The following is an 18,562-nucleotide window of genomic DNA, read 5'->3' on the forward strand; positions in this document are numbered from 1 at the left end:
ACAATAACAAAGCTTGTCGCCTCACCATAAATTTAGGGATACGGATGAACCAACTGCAACGCTTTTACCAATGGATCGCCACTTCACCTCCGCTTTTCAAGTTACGCCCTCCGTTTGCAACCTTAGAAGATGTCTCGGTCAAACCTTTGAATAGCTCAGAACAATACAATGGTAATCCGAGACTGGGTTTTTTATATCAGCACCTATGCACTGCGGCTCTTTCTAATTCAGAACGATATCAGATTATTGCCGAAGAAATTCAGTTGAACGACGCGGAAGGTAAGACCATTGGTGCTGTCGATTTGGTGTTGAGGAATACAGAATCAAATCAGATAGAACATTGGGAAGTGGCGATTAAGTTTTATCTTCTTTACAACGGCATTTGGTATGGCCCGAATGCTCACGACCAGTTACATGCAAAATTGGATAGAATGCTCACGCATCAGCTGAAAATGAGCGATCGCCCGGAATTTCAAAAAATAATTCCTTTAAACGACTCTCCAGAAGAGCGCCTAATGATGCAAGGACGACTCTATATTAATCCGTTTACTCCAGAGCCAACTCCTAAGGAGTGCTTGGGTTATGAATTAAATCCAAGTCAGATTAGTGGTTACTGGTGCTATCAACGTCAATGGGATTTAATTGGTAAACCCCTTTATCATTTACATAAACCATGCTGGGCGACCGGTACAGACGATTTCTCTCAACCTATTGAAAAGCCTTTAGATCGATTCATACACGCACAAACGGAAGACGGTCAATTCTGGTTTGTGGTACCAGATTCATGGCCCGGAGATAAAGCGGTTCGGGGCACTTAAACATGAAAGGGTTGATGTTTTCACATCAACCCTTTGCTAGATACATTGACCATTGGATGTTTTACAAACCAGCGGCTGCAAACACTTGATTAACGATCTCTTGTGCTTCAGCTTCGATTTGTTTCAGATGTTCTTCACCTTTGAAGCTTTCACAGTAAATCTTGTAGATGTCCTCTGTGCCTGATGGACGAGCAGCGAACCAACCGTTAGCTGTCGTTACTTTAAGGCCACCAATCGCAGCACCATTGCCTGGTGCATGCGTTAGACGAGCAGTGATCTCATCACCTGCTAGAGTTTCAGCCGCAACCATTTCTGGTGACAACTTCTTCAATACGTCTTTTTGTGGGCCATTTGCTACAGCTTGAATACGGTTGTACTTCGACTCACCGTGCTTCGCCGCTAGCTCTTCATAGTAATCTTGTGGGTTCTTACCCGTTACCGCAGTGATCTCTGCTGCTAGAAGGCATAGCAAGATGCCATCTTTGTCTGTTGACCAAGGCGTGCCATCTTTACGAAGGAAAGACGCACCAGCACTTTCTTCGCCGCCGAAACCAAACTTACCAGTGTACAGACCGTCTACAAACCATTTGAAACCAACAGGCACTTCACATAGCTCACAACCTAGATCCGCAACAACACGGTCAATCAGCGCACTTGAAACTAGTGTTTTACCAACAGCGACATCTTTACCCCACGCGTCACGATGACGGTACAAGTAGTCAATACAAACGGCTAAGAAGTGGTTCGGGTTCATCAAACCTTTTGGCGTAACGATACCGTGACGGTCGTAGTCAGGATCGTTACCAAATGCTAAATCGTATTCGTCTTTCAGTGCCAATAGACCCGCCATTGCGTAAGGAGAAGAACAGTCCATACGCACAACGCCGTCTTTATCTAGCGACATGAATTGGAAAGAAGGATCGATCGATTCACTTACTAGCGTTAGGTCTAGGTTGTATGCCTGACCAATTTGACGCCAGTAATCGATACCGCTGCCACCCAATGGATCTACACCAATCTTCAGGTTCGCTTTTTGGATTGCTTCCATATCAATAACGTTCACCAGGTCATCGATGTATGGCTTCACCAAGTCCATCTCTACAAACAGATCCGATGCTTTTGCTTCTGCTAGTGGTAGGCGTTTAACACCTTGTAAACCTCCAGCAATCAATTCGTTCGCACGATCTTCGATAGCTTGAGTCAACTCAGCTTCTGCAGGACCACCATGTGTCGGATTGTATTTGATACCGCCGTCTTGTGGTGGGTTATGTGATGGGGTAATAACGATACCGTCTGCTTTTTCATCGTGTTTGATGTTGTAAGTCAGAATCGCGTGTGAAATACCCGGTGTTGGCGTGTAACCGTTGTCTTGTTGGACAATCACTTTCACACCGTTTGCAATCAGTACTTCAATCACACTTGAGAAAGCAGGCTCAGATAGCGCATGCGTGTCTTTACCCACAAACAACGGGCCAGTTGTGCCTTGCTCAGCACGAACTTCTGCTACCGCTTGAGCGATCGCTAAAATGTGGTTTTCGTTAAAAGTGTGCTTGTCTGCAGTACCGCGGTGGCCAGAAGTACCAAATTGAACTTTGTGTTCTGCGTTTGCCGCGTCTGGTTGAAGTAAGAAGTAGTTAGCAACGAGTGCTGGGATATTGTGAAGATCTTCCTGCTGCGCTTTTTGCCCAGCACGAGGGTGCATAGCCATGTTTGACATCCTTTCTTTCAATACAAATAAAATTAAAAAAGCCTCATAATATCCGCTCACTGCGACGCATTATGAGGCTTCTATCAGGTTTCTTAGATTGAACCTGTTACTTTTTCTATTAAGTCAGGTTGGAACCCCATGTGTGCCATCACTTGTTCAACCATCTGTCTTTTACGACTTGTATTGTTATTCGTGATAACCCAAAACGGTGTGCCAGGAATGGCTTTTGGCTTGGTCGTATTACCGTTTGCTAGCAAGGTTTCTTCATTATCTGCAAAGTACACGCGTTTGCGTCCTTTTACATTCGTAGCCTGGGCGAAACCTTCTGGATTCAATTTATGTAAGGTCGATAATACTAACATAAAGCGATCAATCGCTTTTTTTAGACCGGCAAACTCATCAGAAATAAGCAGCGAACGCATTTCTTTCACTACATCAACAGATTCCGTTTTACCCGCATCTTTACTTACTACAATCCCTTGTGGCTTCTCTACTACAGGCGCGGCTTTAGCTTCCTGCAACTGACCATCAAGGTTTAAAAGGCGTCGCAAAATATCCGAGGCGCTTTCACCGATATGCTTAGTTTGACTAGCTATATAACGGTATAGATCCTCATCAACCTCAATTGTTTTCATTCGCTTTTCACATTCTCAATGTTTAAACTCTGGGGGATTATAACGAGATCCACGCGGATACTCCACGTTAAACCCATCACGAATAAGATAAAATGTCAGCATTACTCAACTATAAGCAGGAAGGCCAAGGCCAAACAGTTGTTTTGATTCACGGATTGTTTGGTAGTTTAAGTAATCTGGGTCTACTCGCCCGCGATCTTATTAAAGATCACACGGTGATCAGTATTGATCTGAGAAATCACGGCCTCTCTTTCCACTCCGAAGTCCATAACTATACCGATATGGCAAAAGATGTGGCTCAGCTCCTTCAGCACTTAAACGTTGAGCCATCTATTGTTATTGGTCACTCCATGGGCGGAAAAGTCGCGATGGCTCTTGTGGACATTGCGCCAAATGTAGTCAAGCAGTTAGTCGTTCTCGACATGGCGCCTGTTGCCTACACTACGAACCGTCACGATAATGTTTTTAACGGCTTACATGCTGTTATTAATGAAAAACCAACAAATCGACAGCAAGCCATGGATATCCTAGCTCAACATATTGAACTCGATGGTGTAAGACAATTTCTCTCTAAATCACTGTACAAAAATGACGATAAGATGAATTGGCGGTTTAACGTACCGAGCCTTTTTGAGAATTATGACCAAATTATTGGCTGGCAAGAAATCACACCAACAGATATCCCAACTTTATTTATCAAAGGCGGCGACTCTGACTACTTAATGCCAGAACATCAGCCGGCAGTGAAGCGACAATTTAACCATGCTAAAGCACACATTATCGCTGGCACTGGTCACTGGTTACACGCCGAGAAACCGACAGAAGTAATGAGAGTCATTCGAAAATACATTTCGAGTTAACAAATTCGAAAAGCAACATTAGATTATTGAAATAACCCTTCTTGTAGTGCATTAACTTTACCGTTTAACAGTGGTATAGTGCGCCCAAGATTTTTCGGCATGAAGGGCTAAAATGCTTTACGACTATATGGATATGCTCGAGTCTATTGGACTCGATCTTCTTTTTGCTGCTATCTTTTTTTTCATCGGGATGGCGATAAAAGATGTGCTAAAGCAAGGCAATGTACCTGTTTTTGGTCGTCGTATTGTGTGGTTAGTCCTTTTCCTAGGCTGTGCTGGCTTTATTGCAAAAGGTGTAATTCAGCTAACTTGGGAAGGCTCAGGGTTAGGTTAAACCCTTAGTAGCATCGCCAATAACAAACAATGTAAAGGTATAGACTCTATGGCAAGTGTAGGTATCTTCTTCGGTAGCGACACAGGTAATACTGAAGCCGTTGCAAAGATGATTCAAAAGCAACTAGGTAAACATCTAGTTCACGTTCAAGACATCGCGAAAAGCAGCAAAGAAGACATTGATAACTTCGATCTTCTTCTTCTAGGTATCCCAACTTGGTACTACGGCGAAGCACAATGTGATTGGGATGACTTCTTCCCTGAACTTGAGCAAATCGACTTCTCTACTAAGCTAGTGGCTATCTTTGGCTGTGGCGACCAAGAAGACTACGCAGAATACTTCTGTGACGCGATGGGCACAGTCCGTGATATCGTTGAGTCTAAAGGCGGCACAATTCTTGGCCATACCTCGACAGAAGGCTACGAATTTGAAGCGTCTAAAGCACTTGTTGAAGGTGACGAAAGCCAATTCGTAGGTCTATGTATTGATGAAGACCGCCAACCAGAATTGACTGACGAGCGCGTTGAAAGCTGGGTTAAACAGATCTATGAAGAGATGTGTTTAGCTGAGCTAGAAGGCTAATCAAATTGAATGGTGCAAAGACCTCCACTTGGAGGTCTTTTTGTATGTATTGTCACACAGCATCGGTAAGTACTTCCTCTTCGCGATACTGAGGTTTCTTTCTTACATAAAGCTTGCGTTGAACCTCTGAAACCACATTCCCCTGTTTATCTTTTACATGAGTAATAAACTCAGGAAAACACTTTTCTCCATTCCGTGTCATTTGATAAATGTTTTCCAGCATCCCTTCAGTGACCTCAAATTCTGCAAACAAATCACTTTGCCCCGGCTTAATGAAGTTAATGCTTGCCTCTTTATCCCACACATAATATTCCTCTCGTAGAATCCCCATCAGCATCAACGAGTAAATAGGATCAGTTAAAGAGAAAATACTGCCGCCATATTGGGTGCGATTGGCATTTTTATTCCACCAGCGAAGCTTTAAACGTACCTTTACAGTACGGAAGTCTTGAGAAATATGTAAGATTTTAATACCCGCCCCCCAAAAAGGAGGCCAAATATTGAGTGCGAACTTTACAATTCCTGGTTTGTATATCTTCGCTAGTCGCCTATTCATCGCTATCCCTGCCCTCTCCAAGCTTAATGTTACACAATTGTAACTGGTCAGAGCTGTAATATAATGGACCTGTTTCTAATTTACAAAAAGATTCTATTAACCCTTTGAAGTTCGTGGTTTAATGTTCCGAACGCTTATCCTATAATGGTAGGAAGATTGAATTCTGTTAAATCGCTGCAGATGATCCAACGGGAAAGTATATGTCAGATAATAATCAGGCGCTGAAGGATGCGGGTTTAAAAGTAACCCTTCCGAGGCTAAAAATTCTAGAAGTACTTCAGCAGCCAGACTGCCAGCACATCAGTGCTGAAGATTTGTACAAAAAGTTGATTGATCTAGGTGAAGAAATTGGCCTAGCAACTGTTTACCGAGTTCTAAACCAGTTCGACGATGCTGGTATTGTAACTCGTCACCACTTTGAAGGTGGAAAGTCAGTCTTCGAATTATCGACTCAACATCACCACGACCACCTAGTGTGCCTAGATTGTGGTGAGGTAATTGAATTTTCTGACGATCTTATCGAAGAACGTCAAAAAGAGATTGCAGCTAAGTACAATGTCACACTAACAAACCACAGCTTATACTTGTACGGCAAGTGTAGCGATGGTGGTTGTAAAGACAATCCAGATGCACACAAACCGAAAAAATAAGGGTTTGTTAATTTAAAAAGTAAACGTCAGCACATGCTGGCGTTTTTTGTTTCTAGAAGTCAGTACCTTAGACGTCAGTACTTTGGTTACAGAACAAAGGCTACTAAACACCCATCTTTTTTATCCACAGTTTTGCACATCTATATAGCACTCTGTGGGATTAGGTATAAAAAATGCCAGCATTTGCTGGCATTTTCATCACTCTCAGCATTAATCGAGATTATTGATTCTCAATTTTTGCCCAGGTATCACGTAGACCAACCGTGCGGTTGAATACTAGATTATCTGCTGAAGAGTCTTTCGAGTCTGCACAGAAGTAACCCATACGTTCAAACTGGTAACCTTTTTCTGCTTCTGCAGAAGCTAGGCTAGGCTCGACAAAGCCATTGATCACTACTAATGATTCAGGGTTAATAGTAGAAGCAAAATCTTCCGCTGCGCCTGGGTTTGGCACCGTAAATAAACGATCGTACAGACGAATTTCCGCAGGAAGAGCTTTATCTGCTGACACCCAATGAATAACGCCTTTCACTTTACGACCATCTGCTGGGTTTTTACCTAGCGTATCTGCATCGTAAGAACAGAAAATCGTTGTGATGTTGCCTTCGGCATCTTTTTCAACGCGCTCAGCTTTGATCACGTAAGCACCACGTAAACGAACTTCTTTACCTAGCACTAAACGCTTGTACTTTTTGTTCGCTTCTTCACGGAAGTCTTCACGCTCAATCCACAGTTCACGCGTGAATGGCACTTCACGCACGCCCATTTCAGGTTTATTTGGGTGGTTGGCAACTGTCAAGTTTTCTACTGCGCCTGCTTCAAAGTTTTCGATAACAACTTTAACAGGATCCAGTACAGCCATTGCACGCGGAGCGTTCTCGTTTAGGTCATCACGAATACAAGATTCTAATGAACTAAACTCGATCATATTTTCTTGCTTCGTTACACCAATACGCTTACAAAACTCACGAATAGATGCAGGTGTGAAGCCACGACGACGCAGACCTGAGACAGTCGGCATACGTGGATCATCCCAACCATTAACCAGTTTTTCAGTAACTAGCTGGTTAAGCTTACGCTTAGACATCACTGTGTATTCAAGGTTTAAACGACTGAACTCGTATTGATGTGGACGGCTTTCGATCGTGATGTTGTCTAGAACCCAATCGTACAGACGACGGTTATCCATGAATTCAAGCGTACAAATAGAGTGCGTAATGCCTTCTAATGCATCAGAAATACAGTGCGTAAAGTCGTACATTGGGTAAATGCACCACTTATCACCAGTTTGGTGGTGCGTAGCAAAACGCACTCGGTATAAAACTGGATCGCGCATGACCATGAATGAAGAACCCATGTCGATTTTAGCACGAAGACACGCTTTACCTTCTTCAAATTCACCAGCGCGCATTTTTTCAAACAACGCCAAGTTCTCTTCAACAGAACGGTCACGGTATGGACTTGGTTTACCTGGCGCCTTTAGTGTGCCGCGGTATTCACGAATTTGCTCTGGACTTAGCTCATCTACGTACGCTAAGCCTTTGTTAATCAATTCAATTGCATATTCGTAAAGCTTATCGAAGTAGTTTGATGAGTAACATACTTCACCACTCCACTCAAAGCCCAACCAGTTTACATCTTTCTTGATAGACTCAACGTATTCGATGTCTTCTTTTTCAGGGTTTGTATCGTCGAAACGCAGATTACATTGACCCTGGTAGTCCTGAGCAATACCGAAGTTCAAACAGATAGACTTAGCATGACCGATATGCAGGTAGCCATTTGGCTCCGGCGGGAATCGAGTATGCACGCTAGTGTGTTTACCATCCGCTAGATCTTTATCAATGATCTGGCGAATAAAGTTTGATGGACGAGCATCAGCTTCACTCATCTATAGCACCTCAAAAATATTAGTATTGTCAGAGAAAACGGAACTCTGTATCCAAGTATGGTTTCACAGAGCACATTGTTCCTAATGATCCACAATTCTAAGCAATTAGACAACAAGAACTCGCTCTAAAACGACAATATTTATCGAGTTAACGTGAAAGCAAAGCAGATTCAAAGGGCCTAAACGAAAAAAGGCCTCCTGCGGAGGCCTTTTGCGATGTTGTAGTATCAATTGTTTGCAATACCAATAACAAACAATCGCACCACTATTAAACAGTTAAGCTGGTAACTGAACACCACTTAAGTCTTCATCTTTAGATACATTCTTCATCTCACCAGCAACAATCTCTGCTAGTGGACCAAGGATAACTTGTAGGTTGTTTGTACCTAGCTTCACAACTCCCATAGCTCCAAGATCTTTCAGAGTTTTCTCATTGATAACGCTCATATCTTTCACAGAAAGGCGCAAACGAGTAATACAGGCATCGATAGAACTTAGGTTGTCATGACCGCCAAGTGCTTTCAAGTACTGACGAGCAAGCTCTGAAGAATTGCTTGATCCAGCCACGTTAGATGAAGCTTCTTCATCATCTTCACGTCCCGGTGTTTTAAGGCCAAACTTAACAATCACGGTACGGAACACGAAGTAGTAAACCGCAAAGAAACCAAGACCTTGTACAATGAGCATGTACCAATTTACCGCTAGCGGGTTACGAGTCGACAATACTAAGTCGACTAAACCAGCAGAGAAACCGAAACCTGCAATCCACTGCATTGATGCCGCGATATAAACTGATAGACCAGTCAGCGCTGCGTGAAGAACGTACAGTCCTGGAGCAAGGAACATGAATGCAAATTCAAGTGGTTCTGTTACACCTGTAAAGAATGAAGCAAACGCAGCTGCAATCATGATAGATGCCACTTTCTCTTTATTCTTTGATTTCGCAGTATGGTACATCGCTAGAGCCGCACCTGGTAAACCAAACATCATGATTGGGAAGAAGCCCGCTTGGTACATCCCCGTAACACCTACCGTTGCCGTGCCTTCAGCTAATGATTTCGCACCGCCAAGGAAGTTTGGAATGTCATTAATACCAGCAACATCAAACCAGAACACTGAGTTTAGTGCATGGTGCAGACCAACAGGAATTAGAAGACGGTTGAAGAATGCGTAAACACCTGCACCTGCTTCACCCATACCTTGAATGCTTTCACCAAAACTGACCAGACCGCCGTAAACTGATGGCCAAACGTACATCAGGATGAACGCAATAACGATACCAGCAAAAGACGTTAGGATCGGTACAAGACGCTTGCCAGAGAAAAACGCCAGTGCTTTGTGCAGCTCTACGTGAGAAAAACGGTTGTACAACTCAGCAGAAACAATACCAACCAAGATACCGACGAACTGGTTATTGATTTTACCAAATGCAGCAGGTACTTCACTTGGGTCAATGCCTTGAATTTGTGATACTGCACCAGGGGCCAAAAGCGTTGTGACAACTAAGAAGCCCACGAAACCTGAAAGTGCAGCGGCGCCATCTTTGTCTTTAGACATTCCGTAAGCAACACCAACAGCGAACAATACTGACATATTGTCAATGATCGCTGCACCAGCTTTAATAAGAAATGCAGCAAGTGCACTGTTTGCGCCCCAGCCATTTGGGTCGATCCAGTAGCCAATACCCATGAGTATTGCTGCTGCAGGAAGTGTGGCAACCGGCACCATAAGCGCCTTACCCACCTTCTGGAAGTATCCGAGAATGTTCACCTTAAGTTCCCCCTATAGGATTAGATGTTATGTTGAATGACTTATTTCAGCCGTCCAATTTAGTCATCCTAAGTTTATGATATTAATTTTGCTCCGCAAATTAAAAGCTCACCGTTTGTGATCATAATCACCACAATTTGCCCTTTCGGAAGGTTTTTGCTAGCGAGATCATAAAACTTATTTTATTATACGAAAAAATGGCGTTTTAAAGATAATATTCTCGCACTTTATGCAAGGCAGAATCAGTGTTATTTTGGTATCTAGGCGGGTAAATCACTGTAACTTTGCTCTGAAAAAGAATCATAAAAAACCATACAATTATTACTTTTCAGTTAGTTACTATGACAATAACATCGATAAAACGCGACTTGCTGTATGTGACTCGTTATCTAATTCAGTGATACAAACTAAGTACCCATATGACTGAAGCAGTCTCTACTTAGATAACGATATAGAAATTGAATTCTCATCTATAAGGACTAGCTGACTATGTACGCGCTAAGTAACTGTAAAATTTATACCGGTAGTGATGTTCTTACCGATCATGCGGTCATCATCGAAAACGATCTTATTCAATCTATTGTGCCGGTTTCTGAGCTACCTCAAAGCATCGAACTAAAAGACCTTGCAGGCGCTAATCTAAGTCCAGGCTTTATCGATCTGCAGTTGAACGGTTGTGGCGGTGTAATGCTAAACGATGCAATTACCCCTGAAACCATGCAAATCATGCACCAGGCAAACCTCAAATCTGGCTGTACTAGCTTCCTGCCAACACTCATTACGTCATCTGATGAAGATATGCGAACTGCAATTGCCGCAGCTCGTGAGTACCACAACAAGTATCAAAATCAATCGCTTGGTTTACACCTCGAAGGTCCTTACCTTAACGTCGCGAAAAAAGGCATCCATAACGTCGATTTTATTCGCCCATCAGACGAAAGCATGATCGACCTTATCTGCGCAAACGCCGATATCGTAGCGAAAGTAACGCTAGCACCTGAGCATAACGACCCAGAGCATATTGCGCGATTAAAGGCTGCTGGCATCGTGGTTTCAATTGGCCACACAAATGCAACCTACGCCGAAGCACGTAAAAGCTTTGAAGCAGGCATTACTTTTGCCACACACCTCTTTAATGCAATGACACCAATGGTTGGTCGTGAACCAGGAGTTGTTGGTGCAATTTACGATACTCCTGACGTATACGCTGGCATTATTGCTGATGGTTTTCACGTCGACTACGCAAACATCCGAATTGCTCATAAAATCAAAGGTGAAAAGCTTGTTTTGGTGACGGATGCCACAGCTCCAGCAGGTGCTAACATTGATCACTTTATTTTTGTCGGTAAGAAAGTATATTACCGAGATGGTAAGTGTGTTGATGAAAATGGCACGCTAGGCGGCTCAGCTTTGACAATGATTGAAGCAGTTCAGAATTCAGTTGAGCACGCGGGGATCGCTTTAGACGAAGCTCTACGAATGGCCACGTTATACCCAGCAACAGCAATTGGTGTTGAGGATCGCCTTGGCCGAGTTCGAAAAGGGATGGTTGCAAACCTGACTATTTTCGATCGTGACTTTAAAGTAAAAGCGACGGTTGTTAACGGACAATACGAGCAAAATTAAGCATGAATGGCGGACAGATTGGTAATGTAGATTTAGTAAAACAGCTTAACAGCGCTGCGGTATATAGGCTGATTGATCAGCAAGGTCCTATCTCCCGTATTCAAGTCGCGGACGTGAGTCAACTCGCGCCTGCTAGTGTTACCAAAATAACCCGCCAACTTTTAGAGCGCGGCCTTATTAAGGAGGTCGCCCAACAAGCTTCAACTGGTGGTCGTCGTGCGATCTCTTTGACTACTGAAGTCAAACCTTTTCATTCGATTGCCGTTCGCTTAGGTCGAGATTACGTACAGTTCAGTTTATACGATTTAGGTGGTACCGCGCTGGCAGAAGATCAGCATGAACTGCACTACACTAACCAAGCAGACTTAATCGCAGGGCTTATCGATTTATTAAAAGATTTCGTAAGCCGTTGCGAAGACAAAATTGATCAACTCATCGCTATCGGCATCACTTTACCGGGCCTTGTTAACCCAACAACTGGCGTGGTCGAATACATGCCTAATACCGATATCGATAATCTTGCTCTCGGTGAAATTGTTGGAGAGAAGTTTAATACAGCATGCTTTGTTGGCAACGACGTACGTGGCATGGCGTTGGCTGAGCATTACTTTGGAGCAAGCCAAGACTGCCAGGATTCTATTTTGGTTAGCGTCCATCGCGGTACTGGCGCAGGTATTATCGTTAACGGCCAGGTTTTTCTTGGTTTTAACCGCAACGTCGGTGAAATTGGTCATATCCAAATTGACCCGCTTGGTGAGCAATGCCAATGTGGAAACTTTGGCTGTTTAGAAACCGTAGCTGCAAACCCAGCGATTATTCAACGAGTGAAGCAACTGATTACTCAAGGATACGAATCAAGCTTAACCGACCTTGAAAACATCACAATTGAAGCGGTATGTCAGCACGCAATGAATGGTGATGAACTTGCGAAACAGAGTTTAGTGCGAGTGGGCAACCAGCTAGGTAAAGCGATTGCGATTACGGTTAACTTATTTAATCCACAGAAAATTGTAATTGCTGGCGATATTACTGCAGCACAAGATATTGTTTTCCCTGCAATTCAACGCAACGTAGAGAATCAATCTCTTAAAACTTTCCATAACGACCTCCCTATCGTGGCTTCTCACATTGATAAGCAGCCAACGATGGGCGCATTTGCGATGATTAAACGCGCTATGCTGAACGGAGTTTTGTTACAAAAGTTACTGGAAGACTAAGTTTATACAACCAATTGAGTTACAATCTCGGGCTGTGTTTTCACAGCCCGTTTTTGTATATCAGGAATACAGCTTAACAGTATGGAAATTATTCTAATTACAGCCGCTTTTTTAGCTGGTTTTATTGCGCTTAAATGCAGCCTCCCTCCCCTCGTTGGTTTTCTACTAGCTGGATTTGGCTTGCATGCATTTGGTTACCAAAGCAATGACGTTATCGTCACTCTCGCAGATCTTGGTGTTACTCTTCTTCTGTTTACTATTGGACTCAAACTCGATGTAAAAACCCTGCTGTCCAAAGAAATATGGGGAGGGGCAACCGCCCACAACATACTCTCTACCGCTTTTTTTGCCCTAGCGTTATCCGGCTTAAAACTACTGGGCTTGACTTCGCTAGCCAGTATGGAGGGCAGCCAAATCCTGCTTTTAGCTTTTGCACTATCGTTCTCTAGTACCGTTTTTGCCGTAAAAGCATTGCAAGAAAAAGGCGAAATGAACGCGACCTACGGCACACTCGCGATCGGTATCTTGGTTATGCAAGATATTTTTGCCGTAGTATTCCTGACTGCTTCAACCGGAAAAGTCCCAGAATGGTATGCCATCGGTTTGTTCGCACTGCCTTTCCTTCGTCCTCTATTCTATAAGCTGCTCGATAAAGTTGGCCACGGCGAAATGCTGGTGCTATTCGGTATTTTCTTCGCGCTTGTTGTCGGTGCTGGGCTATTCGAGTTGGTCGGGATGAAACCAGACTTGGGCGCGCTAATTTTAGGCATGCTACTCGCAGGTCACCCAAAAGCCTCAGAACTATCCAAGTCATTATTCAATATGAAGGAGCTCTTTTTAGTCTGCTTCTTTTTGAACATTGGTTTATCCGCCTCATTGAGCGTGAATGGCGTCGTTCTCGCCCTGCTATTTATCTTACTGCTACCAATCAAAGGACTCTTGTACTTCGTCACTATTAATCATTTTAAGTTTCGAGTACGTACCTCTTTGCTCGCCTCTTTATCACTATTTAACTACAGTGAGTTTGGTCTTATTGTTGCTGGGTTGGCCTATAAAATGGGCTGGATGCCAAGTGATATGCTTGCTGCGATTGCGGTTGCGGTGTCGGTATCCTTTGTAATTTCCGCGCCACTTAACCGCCTTAGCCATAAAATTTATCGACATTCAGGTAAGTGGCTGCAAGAGACAGCGGTAGAAAAGCTCAATCAACGCGACCAACTCATCAACCCAGGTCATGCCCAAGTATTGATCTTAGGTATGGGGCGTATTGGGACGGGCGCTTATGATGAGCTACGCTCACGCTATGGCAAAATTTCATTGGGTATAGAAATTCGTGAAGACGCTGCACATCATCATCGTTCAGAAGGAAGAAATGTGATTTCTGGTGATGCCACCGACCCGGATTTCTGGGAGCGAATTTTAGATACAGGTCATGTAAAACTGGTTCTGCTTGCAATGCCACATCATCAAGGTAACCAAACAGCACTTGAGCAGCTTAAACGCAGAAAATATAAGGGGCAAATTGCCGCTATAGCCGAATACCCAGATCAATTGGAAGGCTTACTTGAAAATGGCGTTGACGCAGCATTCAATATTTATAGTGAAGCTGGTAGCGGTTTTGCTCGACACGTCTGTAAACAACTTCAACCTAAATTCACACCAATTAAATAAGCAACAGCACTGATATTTTTCGGAAGGCTTTCTATTGATAGGAAGCCTTTTTTGTATAGTTTTTATACCAAACCTTGATCTCATTCACCAAAACAACGGTTTAGTTAAATATTTTCCATACAACAAGGCCTTTTATCATTTTTTTAATCACAAAACGTTGCTTTTTTTATTAGTAATGGCAAATTTAAACCATACCGATTAGAAATTGTTTAGTTTAGTAAGGATGTAGTATGTGTTCAGTATTTGGCATTTTAGACATTAAAAGCGATGCAGCCGCATTGCGCCCTATCGCATTAGAGATGTCGAAAAAACTTCGTCACCGTGGCCCAGACTGGTCTGGGATTTACTCTTCAGAGCGTGCTATTTTAGCGCACGAGCGCTTGGCGATTGTTGGTCTAAATAGTGGTGCACAGCCGCTATACAGCCCTGATAAGAAGCTCATCCTTGCCGTCAATGGTGAAATCTACAACCATAAAGAAATTCGTGCTCGTTACGAAGGAAAGTACGAATTTCAAACCGATTCAGACTGTGAAGTCATTCTTGCACTTTACCAAGATATGGGTGCAGATCTCCTTGAAGAACTAAACGGTATTTTCGCTTTTGTGCTCTACGACGAAGAAAAAGATGAGTATTTAGTCGGCCGTGACCATATTGGTATTATCCCTCTTTATCAAGGTCACGATGAGCATGGTAACTACTATGTGGCATCAGAGATGAAGGCTCTTGTTCCAGTATGTAAAACAGTAAGTGAATTCCCTCCTGGTAGCTACTACAGCTCTAAAGATACTCAGCCAACACGTTACTATGTTCGTGACTGGAACGAGTACGCAGCAGTACAAGGTAACAGCACTAGCAAAGAAGAATTGACGGAAGCGCTAGAAGCTGCTGTTAAACGCCAACTAATGACTGACGTGCCTTACGGTGTACTTCTTTCAGGCGGTCTAGATTCTTCTATTACATCTGCGGTAGCAAAACGCTTTGCAGCGATGCGTATTGAAGATGATGAAAAGTCTGAAGCTTGGTGGCCTCAACTGCACTCTTTTGCTGTTGGCCTAGAAGGCGCGCCTGACCTGAAAGCAGCTCGCGAAGTTGCCGACCAAATTGGTACCGTTCACCACGAAATGACGTACACGATTCAAGAAGGTTTGGACGCGATTCGTGACGTGATTTACCACATTGAAACGTATGACGTGACGACTATCCGCGCATCAACACCTATGTTCTTAATGGGTCGTAAGATCAAAGCGATGGGTATCAAGATGGTATTGTCTGGTGAGGGCGCTGACGAAATCTTTGGTGGCTACCTTTACTTCCACAAGGCGCCAAACGCGAAAGAGTTCCACGAGGAGACAGTGCGTAAACTGCTTGCTCTGAACATGTTCGACTGTGCTCGTGCTAACAAGTCGCTGGCAGCATGGGGAGTTGAAGGACGCGTACCTTTCCTAGATAAAGAGTTCATAGATGTAGCAATGCGCTTGAACCCAGCAGACAAGATGTGTGGCAACGGTAAAATGGAGAAACACATCCTTCGTGAGTGCTTCGAGCACTACCTGCCAGAATCGATCGCATGGCGTCAAAAAGAGCAATTCTCTGATGGCGTTGGCTACAGCTGGATCGATACGCTGAAAGAAGTAGCGGAACAGAAAGTGACAGACCAGCAGATGGAAACAGCTCAATATCGATTCCCATACAACACGCCAACGACAAAAGAAGGCTACGTGTACCGTGAAATATTTGAAGAGTTATTCCCACTTCCATCAGCAGCAGAGTGTGTACCAGGAGGCCCTTCAGTAGCGTGTTCTTCAGCGAAGGCGATTGAATGGGATGAATCGTTCCAAAACTGTGTTGACCCATCAGGTCGTGCAGTACAGACCGTTCACAACGACTCATACTAATTCTCTACGATAAAGATAAGGGTCGGTTCGTCCAACCCTTTTAAAACAGACAGAAAATTAGATACGATCAAAAAGAGGTGCTTTTGCACCTCTTTTTATGTTTGATGGAATTAGGCTATTTTAAATCTAAATCACTATTGTCTATGCTGACAGGCACACGCTTGGTGATCATCTGAACTAGCATAATTGAGCGTTTCTCACCATCTTGTTCTTGGAAGATGGCATCTATGCCCGCAAATTGACCGCTTTTAACTCTAATTTGATCGCCTGGTTTTGGCATGCATTCAGAAACGGTATTGTCATTACAACACTTTTCTAGCTGCATCAATTCGAAGACCAAGTCACCTTGAACTTCTTTCGGTTGAGCACCAAAACGCACAAAGTCAACAACACCTCGAGTAGAGCGGACTGAGGTGAAGTTTGGCCCTTGCTCATAATCAAAGTAAGCGAATACGTAACAAGGAAACAGCGGTTCCTCGACTTTTTGTCTTTTACCGCGCAAAATCTTCTCAACTTCTACAGTTGGATAAAAGCACTCTACACCTTGGTTTTCAAGGTGTTGTTTCGCCCTAACCTGCTCCCCACGTTTACAATAAAGTAGATACCAACGTTTCATCTTTTTACTAGCCAATTCTATTTTGTTTTTATCCTAGCATTAAGCCAAAGTTGAGTCATTGATATTCAGTTTATCTATAAAAGTATGATTATACATCGCTCGCATTAACGAAATTTTTCAGCAACTTACGATAAAGAAGTCCATAGGCAAAAATGGAAATTAAGTTTGTAACACAACCAATACACCATCATATAATCTGCAAATCCAACCAAAAACAGCCACTTAACAAAAAAAATAGTTGAATGGCAAAATTTTATTATTTGTCACTCGTTGAATTGCATTGTATACGTAGAAGTCGTTAAAAAATGTAATAACTATTATTAGAAGAGCTTATGTCAAACCAACATCAATATTTTGGTCATCCACGTGGCCTGTTCTTATTGTTCGGTACTGAACTGTGGGAACGCTTTTCTTACTACGCAATGCGTGCCATTCTCGTGCTTTACCTTACTGATACAACAATGAATGGCGGCCTTGGCTGGTCAACCAAAGACGCATTAGACCTATACGGCATATACACAGGGCTTGTGTATATCACGCCTCTTATCGGTGGTTACCTAGCAGATAACTATTTAGGTCAACGTCGCTCAATTTTGCTTGGTGGCGCGTTAATGGCCATCGGCCAGTTTACTCTTGCACTTCCTGCTGATGCTTTAGGTATTGGTTCGCTACACAGTTTCTATTTAGGTCTTGGCCTACTTATCACTGGTAACGGTCTCTTTAAGCCAAATATCTCAACCATGGTTGGCGACCTTTATCAAGAAGGTGACAACCGTCGTGACGGCGCATTCACTATCTTTTATATGGGTATCAACTTAGGTGCATTACTTGCCGGCGTCGTTTCTGGCTCTGTGACAACCTCTTACGGTTGGAAAGCTGGCTTTGTTGCCGCTGGTGTGGGTATGCTGGTTAGCCTAGTGATGCAAATGGTACTGGCTCAATCATGGCTTGGTGATATTGGTCGCGAACCAGCGGCGAAACGAGATCTAAACAACAAAAACGCCACCACGAAGCAGCCACTCACCAAAGAAGAAGTGAATCGACTAAAAGTAATTCTGGTCATGAGCTTATTCACTATTGTCTTCTGGGCAGGCTTTGAACAAGCTGGTGGTCTGATGAACATCTACACTCAACAATATACTGATCGCATGATTGGTGGTTTCGAAGTTCCTGCTGCGTGGTTCCAATCACTAAACCCATTTTTCATTATTACTCTAGCGCCAGTTCTGGCTGTCCTTTGGGTAAAATTGGGTAAACGTGAACCTACTTCGCCAGTGAAATTTGCGATGGCACTATTTTTCTTGGCGATTGGTTTCCTTTGTATGGTTGGCGCAGTGCTAGAACAAGGTGGAGATACAACAGTAAAAACATCGATGTTATGGTTGGTCGGCGCTTTCTTCTTCCACACATTAGGCGAGCTGTGTTTATCACCAATTGGTCTTTCATTGGTGACTAAATTAGCACCGCTTCGCTTAGCTTCACTTATGATGGGTGCATGGTTTGGCTGTAATGCGATTGCTAACTATGTTGCGGGCTATGTGGGTTCTCACGTAGGCGAGTTAGGCGCTATGGCTATCTTTAGTGGTATTGCGGTCAGCGCAACCGTAAGTGGCGTAATTTTGCTCCTATTCTCTAATACACTCGTTCGCTGGATGCATGGCGCTGAAAATACGCACAGCACGGCAGAGCAAGTAGAAGAGCAGCAAGTACAAGTTGCTTGATCGCTCAACTAA

Annotated in this window: 16 protein-coding genes; 10 read left to right on the forward strand and 6 right to left on the reverse strand. The window is 43.4% G+C overall.

Annotation, left to right across the window (positions count from 1 at the left end):
• Positions 1-44: 44 nt before the first annotated feature.
• Entirely contained in the window at positions 45-818 is a 774-nt protein-coding gene (locus R7R24_RS15675) for a DUF1853 family protein (RefSeq protein ID WP_054578020.1), read from the forward strand.
• Positions 819-879: 61 nt separating this feature from the next.
• On the opposite strand, the gene pgm is transcribed toward R7R24_RS15675, so the two are convergent.
• Together pgm and seqA are read right to left on the reverse strand one after the other, a co-directional pair.
• Complete coding sequence (gene pgm, locus R7R24_RS15680) at positions 880-2,526, reverse strand: phosphoglucomutase (alpha-D-glucose-1,6-bisphosphate-dependent) (RefSeq protein WP_054578021.1); 1,647 nt, start codon at positions 2,524-2,526, stop codon at positions 880-882.
• Positions 2,527-2,618: 92 nt separating this feature from the next.
• Positions 2,619-3,161 carry a replication initiation negative regulator SeqA gene (gene seqA, locus R7R24_RS15685; RefSeq protein ID WP_005382149.1) on the reverse strand — a complete coding sequence of 181 codons (543 nt, stop codon included), beginning with the start codon at positions 3,159-3,161 and terminating at the stop codon, positions 2,619-2,621.
• Between the two features lie 92 nt (positions 3,162-3,253).
• On the opposite strand from seqA, the gene R7R24_RS15690 reads away from it, so the two are divergent.
• The 3 genes from R7R24_RS15690 to fldA all read left to right on the forward strand — a co-directional run bounded on the left by R7R24_RS15690 (position 3,254) and on the right by fldA (position 4,937).
• Positions 3,254-4,021: an alpha/beta fold hydrolase gene (locus tag R7R24_RS15690; RefSeq protein WP_318119550.1), complete on the forward strand. Its 768-nt coding sequence runs from the start codon at positions 3,254-3,256 to the stop codon at positions 4,019-4,021.
• Positions 4,022-4,133: 112 nt separating this feature from the next.
• The gene (locus tag R7R24_RS15695) at positions 4,134-4,355 is read left to right on the forward strand and encodes a DUF2788 domain-containing protein (RefSeq protein WP_005393038.1); all 222 of its coding nucleotides are present in this window, start codon (positions 4,134-4,136) and stop codon (positions 4,353-4,355) included.
• Between the two features lie 48 nt (positions 4,356-4,403).
• Positions 4,404-4,937: a flavodoxin FldA gene (gene fldA / locus R7R24_RS15700; RefSeq protein ID WP_005382146.1), complete on the forward strand. Its 534-nt coding sequence runs from the start codon at positions 4,404-4,406 to the stop codon at positions 4,935-4,937.
• 52 nt (positions 4,938-4,989) lie between these two features.
• Here the strand turns inward: fldA and R7R24_RS15705 are convergent, their stop codons facing one another.
• The gene (locus tag R7R24_RS15705) at positions 4,990-5,493 is read right to left on the reverse strand and encodes a DUF4442 domain-containing protein (protein WP_005382144.1); all 504 of its coding nucleotides are present in this window, start codon (positions 5,491-5,493) and stop codon (positions 4,990-4,992) included.
• Between the two features lie 200 nt (positions 5,494-5,693).
• Here R7R24_RS15705 and fcrX point away from each other — a divergent pair, with 200 nt between their 5' ends.
• Positions 5,694-6,143: a ferric iron uptake transcriptional regulator FcrX gene (fcrX, locus tag R7R24_RS15710; protein WP_005382141.1), complete on the forward strand. Its 450-nt coding sequence runs from the start codon at positions 5,694-5,696 to the stop codon at positions 6,141-6,143.
• A gap of 220 nt (positions 6,144-6,363) precedes the next feature.
• Here fcrX and glnS read toward each other — a convergent pair whose 3' ends face one another.
• Both glnS and nagE read right to left on the reverse strand, forming a co-directional pair.
• Positions 6,364-8,034 carry a glutamine--tRNA ligase gene (gene glnS / locus R7R24_RS15715; protein ID WP_005382124.1) on the reverse strand — a complete coding sequence of 557 codons (1,671 nt, stop codon included), beginning with the start codon at positions 8,032-8,034 and terminating at the stop codon, positions 6,364-6,366.
• A gap of 276 nt (positions 8,035-8,310) precedes the next feature.
• Complete coding sequence (nagE, locus tag R7R24_RS15720; protein ID WP_005384985.1) at positions 8,311-9,804, reverse strand: N-acetylglucosamine-specific PTS transporter subunit IIBC; 1,494 nt, start codon at positions 9,802-9,804, stop codon at positions 8,311-8,313.
• Between the two features lie 489 nt (positions 9,805-10,293).
• Here nagE and nagA point away from each other — a divergent pair, with 489 nt between their 5' ends.
• From nagA to asnB, 4 genes are all read left to right on the forward strand, one after another.
• A complete protein-coding gene (gene nagA / locus R7R24_RS15725) occupies positions 10,294-11,430 on the forward strand; it encodes an N-acetylglucosamine-6-phosphate deacetylase (protein WP_054578023.1) in 1,137 nt (378 codons plus the stop codon).
• 2 nt (positions 11,431-11,432) lie between these two features.
• Positions 11,433-12,647: a DNA-binding transcriptional regulator NagC gene (nagC, locus tag R7R24_RS15730; RefSeq protein WP_005382105.1), complete on the forward strand. Its 1,215-nt coding sequence runs from the start codon at positions 11,433-11,435 to the stop codon at positions 12,645-12,647.
• Between the two features lie 81 nt (positions 12,648-12,728).
• Positions 12,729-14,318, forward strand: coding sequence for a cation:proton antiporter family protein (locus R7R24_RS15735; RefSeq protein ID WP_054578024.1), 1,590 nt, complete (start codon positions 12,729-12,731; stop codon positions 14,316-14,318).
• A gap of 230 nt (positions 14,319-14,548) precedes the next feature.
• Positions 14,549-16,213, forward strand: a complete 1,665-nt coding sequence (gene asnB / locus R7R24_RS15740; protein WP_005382100.1) for an asparagine synthase B — start codon at positions 14,549-14,551, stop codon at positions 16,211-16,213.
• A gap of 115 nt (positions 16,214-16,328) precedes the next feature.
• Here the strand turns inward: asnB and rfaH are convergent, their stop codons facing one another.
• On the reverse strand, positions 16,329-16,829 hold the full coding sequence (rfaH, locus tag R7R24_RS15745) for a transcription/translation regulatory transformer protein RfaH (protein WP_005382098.1): 501 nt from the start codon (positions 16,827-16,829) through the stop codon (positions 16,329-16,331).
• Between the two features lie 332 nt (positions 16,830-17,161).
• Between rfaH and R7R24_RS15750 the strand changes: the two genes are divergently transcribed.
• The gene (locus R7R24_RS15750) at positions 17,162-18,550 is read left to right on the forward strand and encodes a peptide MFS transporter (protein WP_005382097.1); all 1,389 of its coding nucleotides are present in this window, start codon (positions 17,162-17,164) and stop codon (positions 18,548-18,550) included.
• The last annotated feature ends 12 nt before the right edge of the window (positions 18,551-18,562 follow it).

The sequence above is a fragment of the Vibrio sp. 704 genome, from assembly GCF_033339295.1.

Excerpts from the sequence above, each read along its gene's own strand:
- R7R24_RS15690 (WP_318119550.1), top strand. The coding sequence starts at position 3,254 with ATGTCAGCATTACTCAACTATAAGCAGGAAGGCCAAGGCCAAACAGTT.
- nagC (WP_005382105.1), top strand. The coding sequence starts at position 11,433 with ATGAATGGCGGACAGATTGGTAATGTAGATTTAGTAAAACAGCTTAAC.
- nagA (WP_054578023.1), top strand. The coding sequence starts at position 10,294 with ATGTACGCGCTAAGTAACTGTAAAATTTATACCGGTAGTGATGTTCTT.
- seqA (WP_005382149.1), bottom strand. The coding sequence starts at position 3,161 with ATGAAAACAATTGAGGTTGATGAGGATCTATACCGTTATATAGCTAGT.
- asnB (WP_005382100.1), top strand. The coding sequence starts at position 14,549 with ATGTGTTCAGTATTTGGCATTTTAGACATTAAAAGCGATGCAGCCGCA.
- R7R24_RS15750 (WP_005382097.1), top strand. The coding sequence starts at position 17,162 with ATGTCAAACCAACATCAATATTTTGGTCATCCACGTGGCCTGTTCTTA.
- glnS (WP_005382124.1), bottom strand. The coding sequence starts at position 8,034 with ATGAGTGAAGCTGATGCTCGTCCATCAAACTTTATTCGCCAGATCATT.
- rfaH (WP_005382098.1), bottom strand. The coding sequence starts at position 16,829 with ATGAAACGTTGGTATCTACTTTATTGTAAACGTGGGGAGCAGGTTAGG.
- R7R24_RS15675 (WP_054578020.1), top strand. The coding sequence starts at position 45 with ATGAACCAACTGCAACGCTTTTACCAATGGATCGCCACTTCACCTCCG.
- R7R24_RS15705 (WP_005382144.1), bottom strand. The coding sequence starts at position 5,493 with ATGAATAGGCGACTAGCGAAGATATACAAACCAGGAATTGTAAAGTTC.
- R7R24_RS15695 (WP_005393038.1), top strand. The coding sequence starts at position 4,134 with ATGCTTTACGACTATATGGATATGCTCGAGTCTATTGGACTCGATCTT.
- fldA (WP_005382146.1), top strand. The coding sequence starts at position 4,404 with ATGGCAAGTGTAGGTATCTTCTTCGGTAGCGACACAGGTAATACTGAA.
- fcrX (WP_005382141.1), top strand. The coding sequence starts at position 5,694 with ATGTCAGATAATAATCAGGCGCTGAAGGATGCGGGTTTAAAAGTAACC.
- pgm (WP_054578021.1), bottom strand. The coding sequence starts at position 2,526 with ATGGCTATGCACCCTCGTGCTGGGCAAAAAGCGCAGCAGGAAGATCTT.
- R7R24_RS15735 (WP_054578024.1), top strand. The coding sequence starts at position 12,729 with ATGGAAATTATTCTAATTACAGCCGCTTTTTTAGCTGGTTTTATTGCG.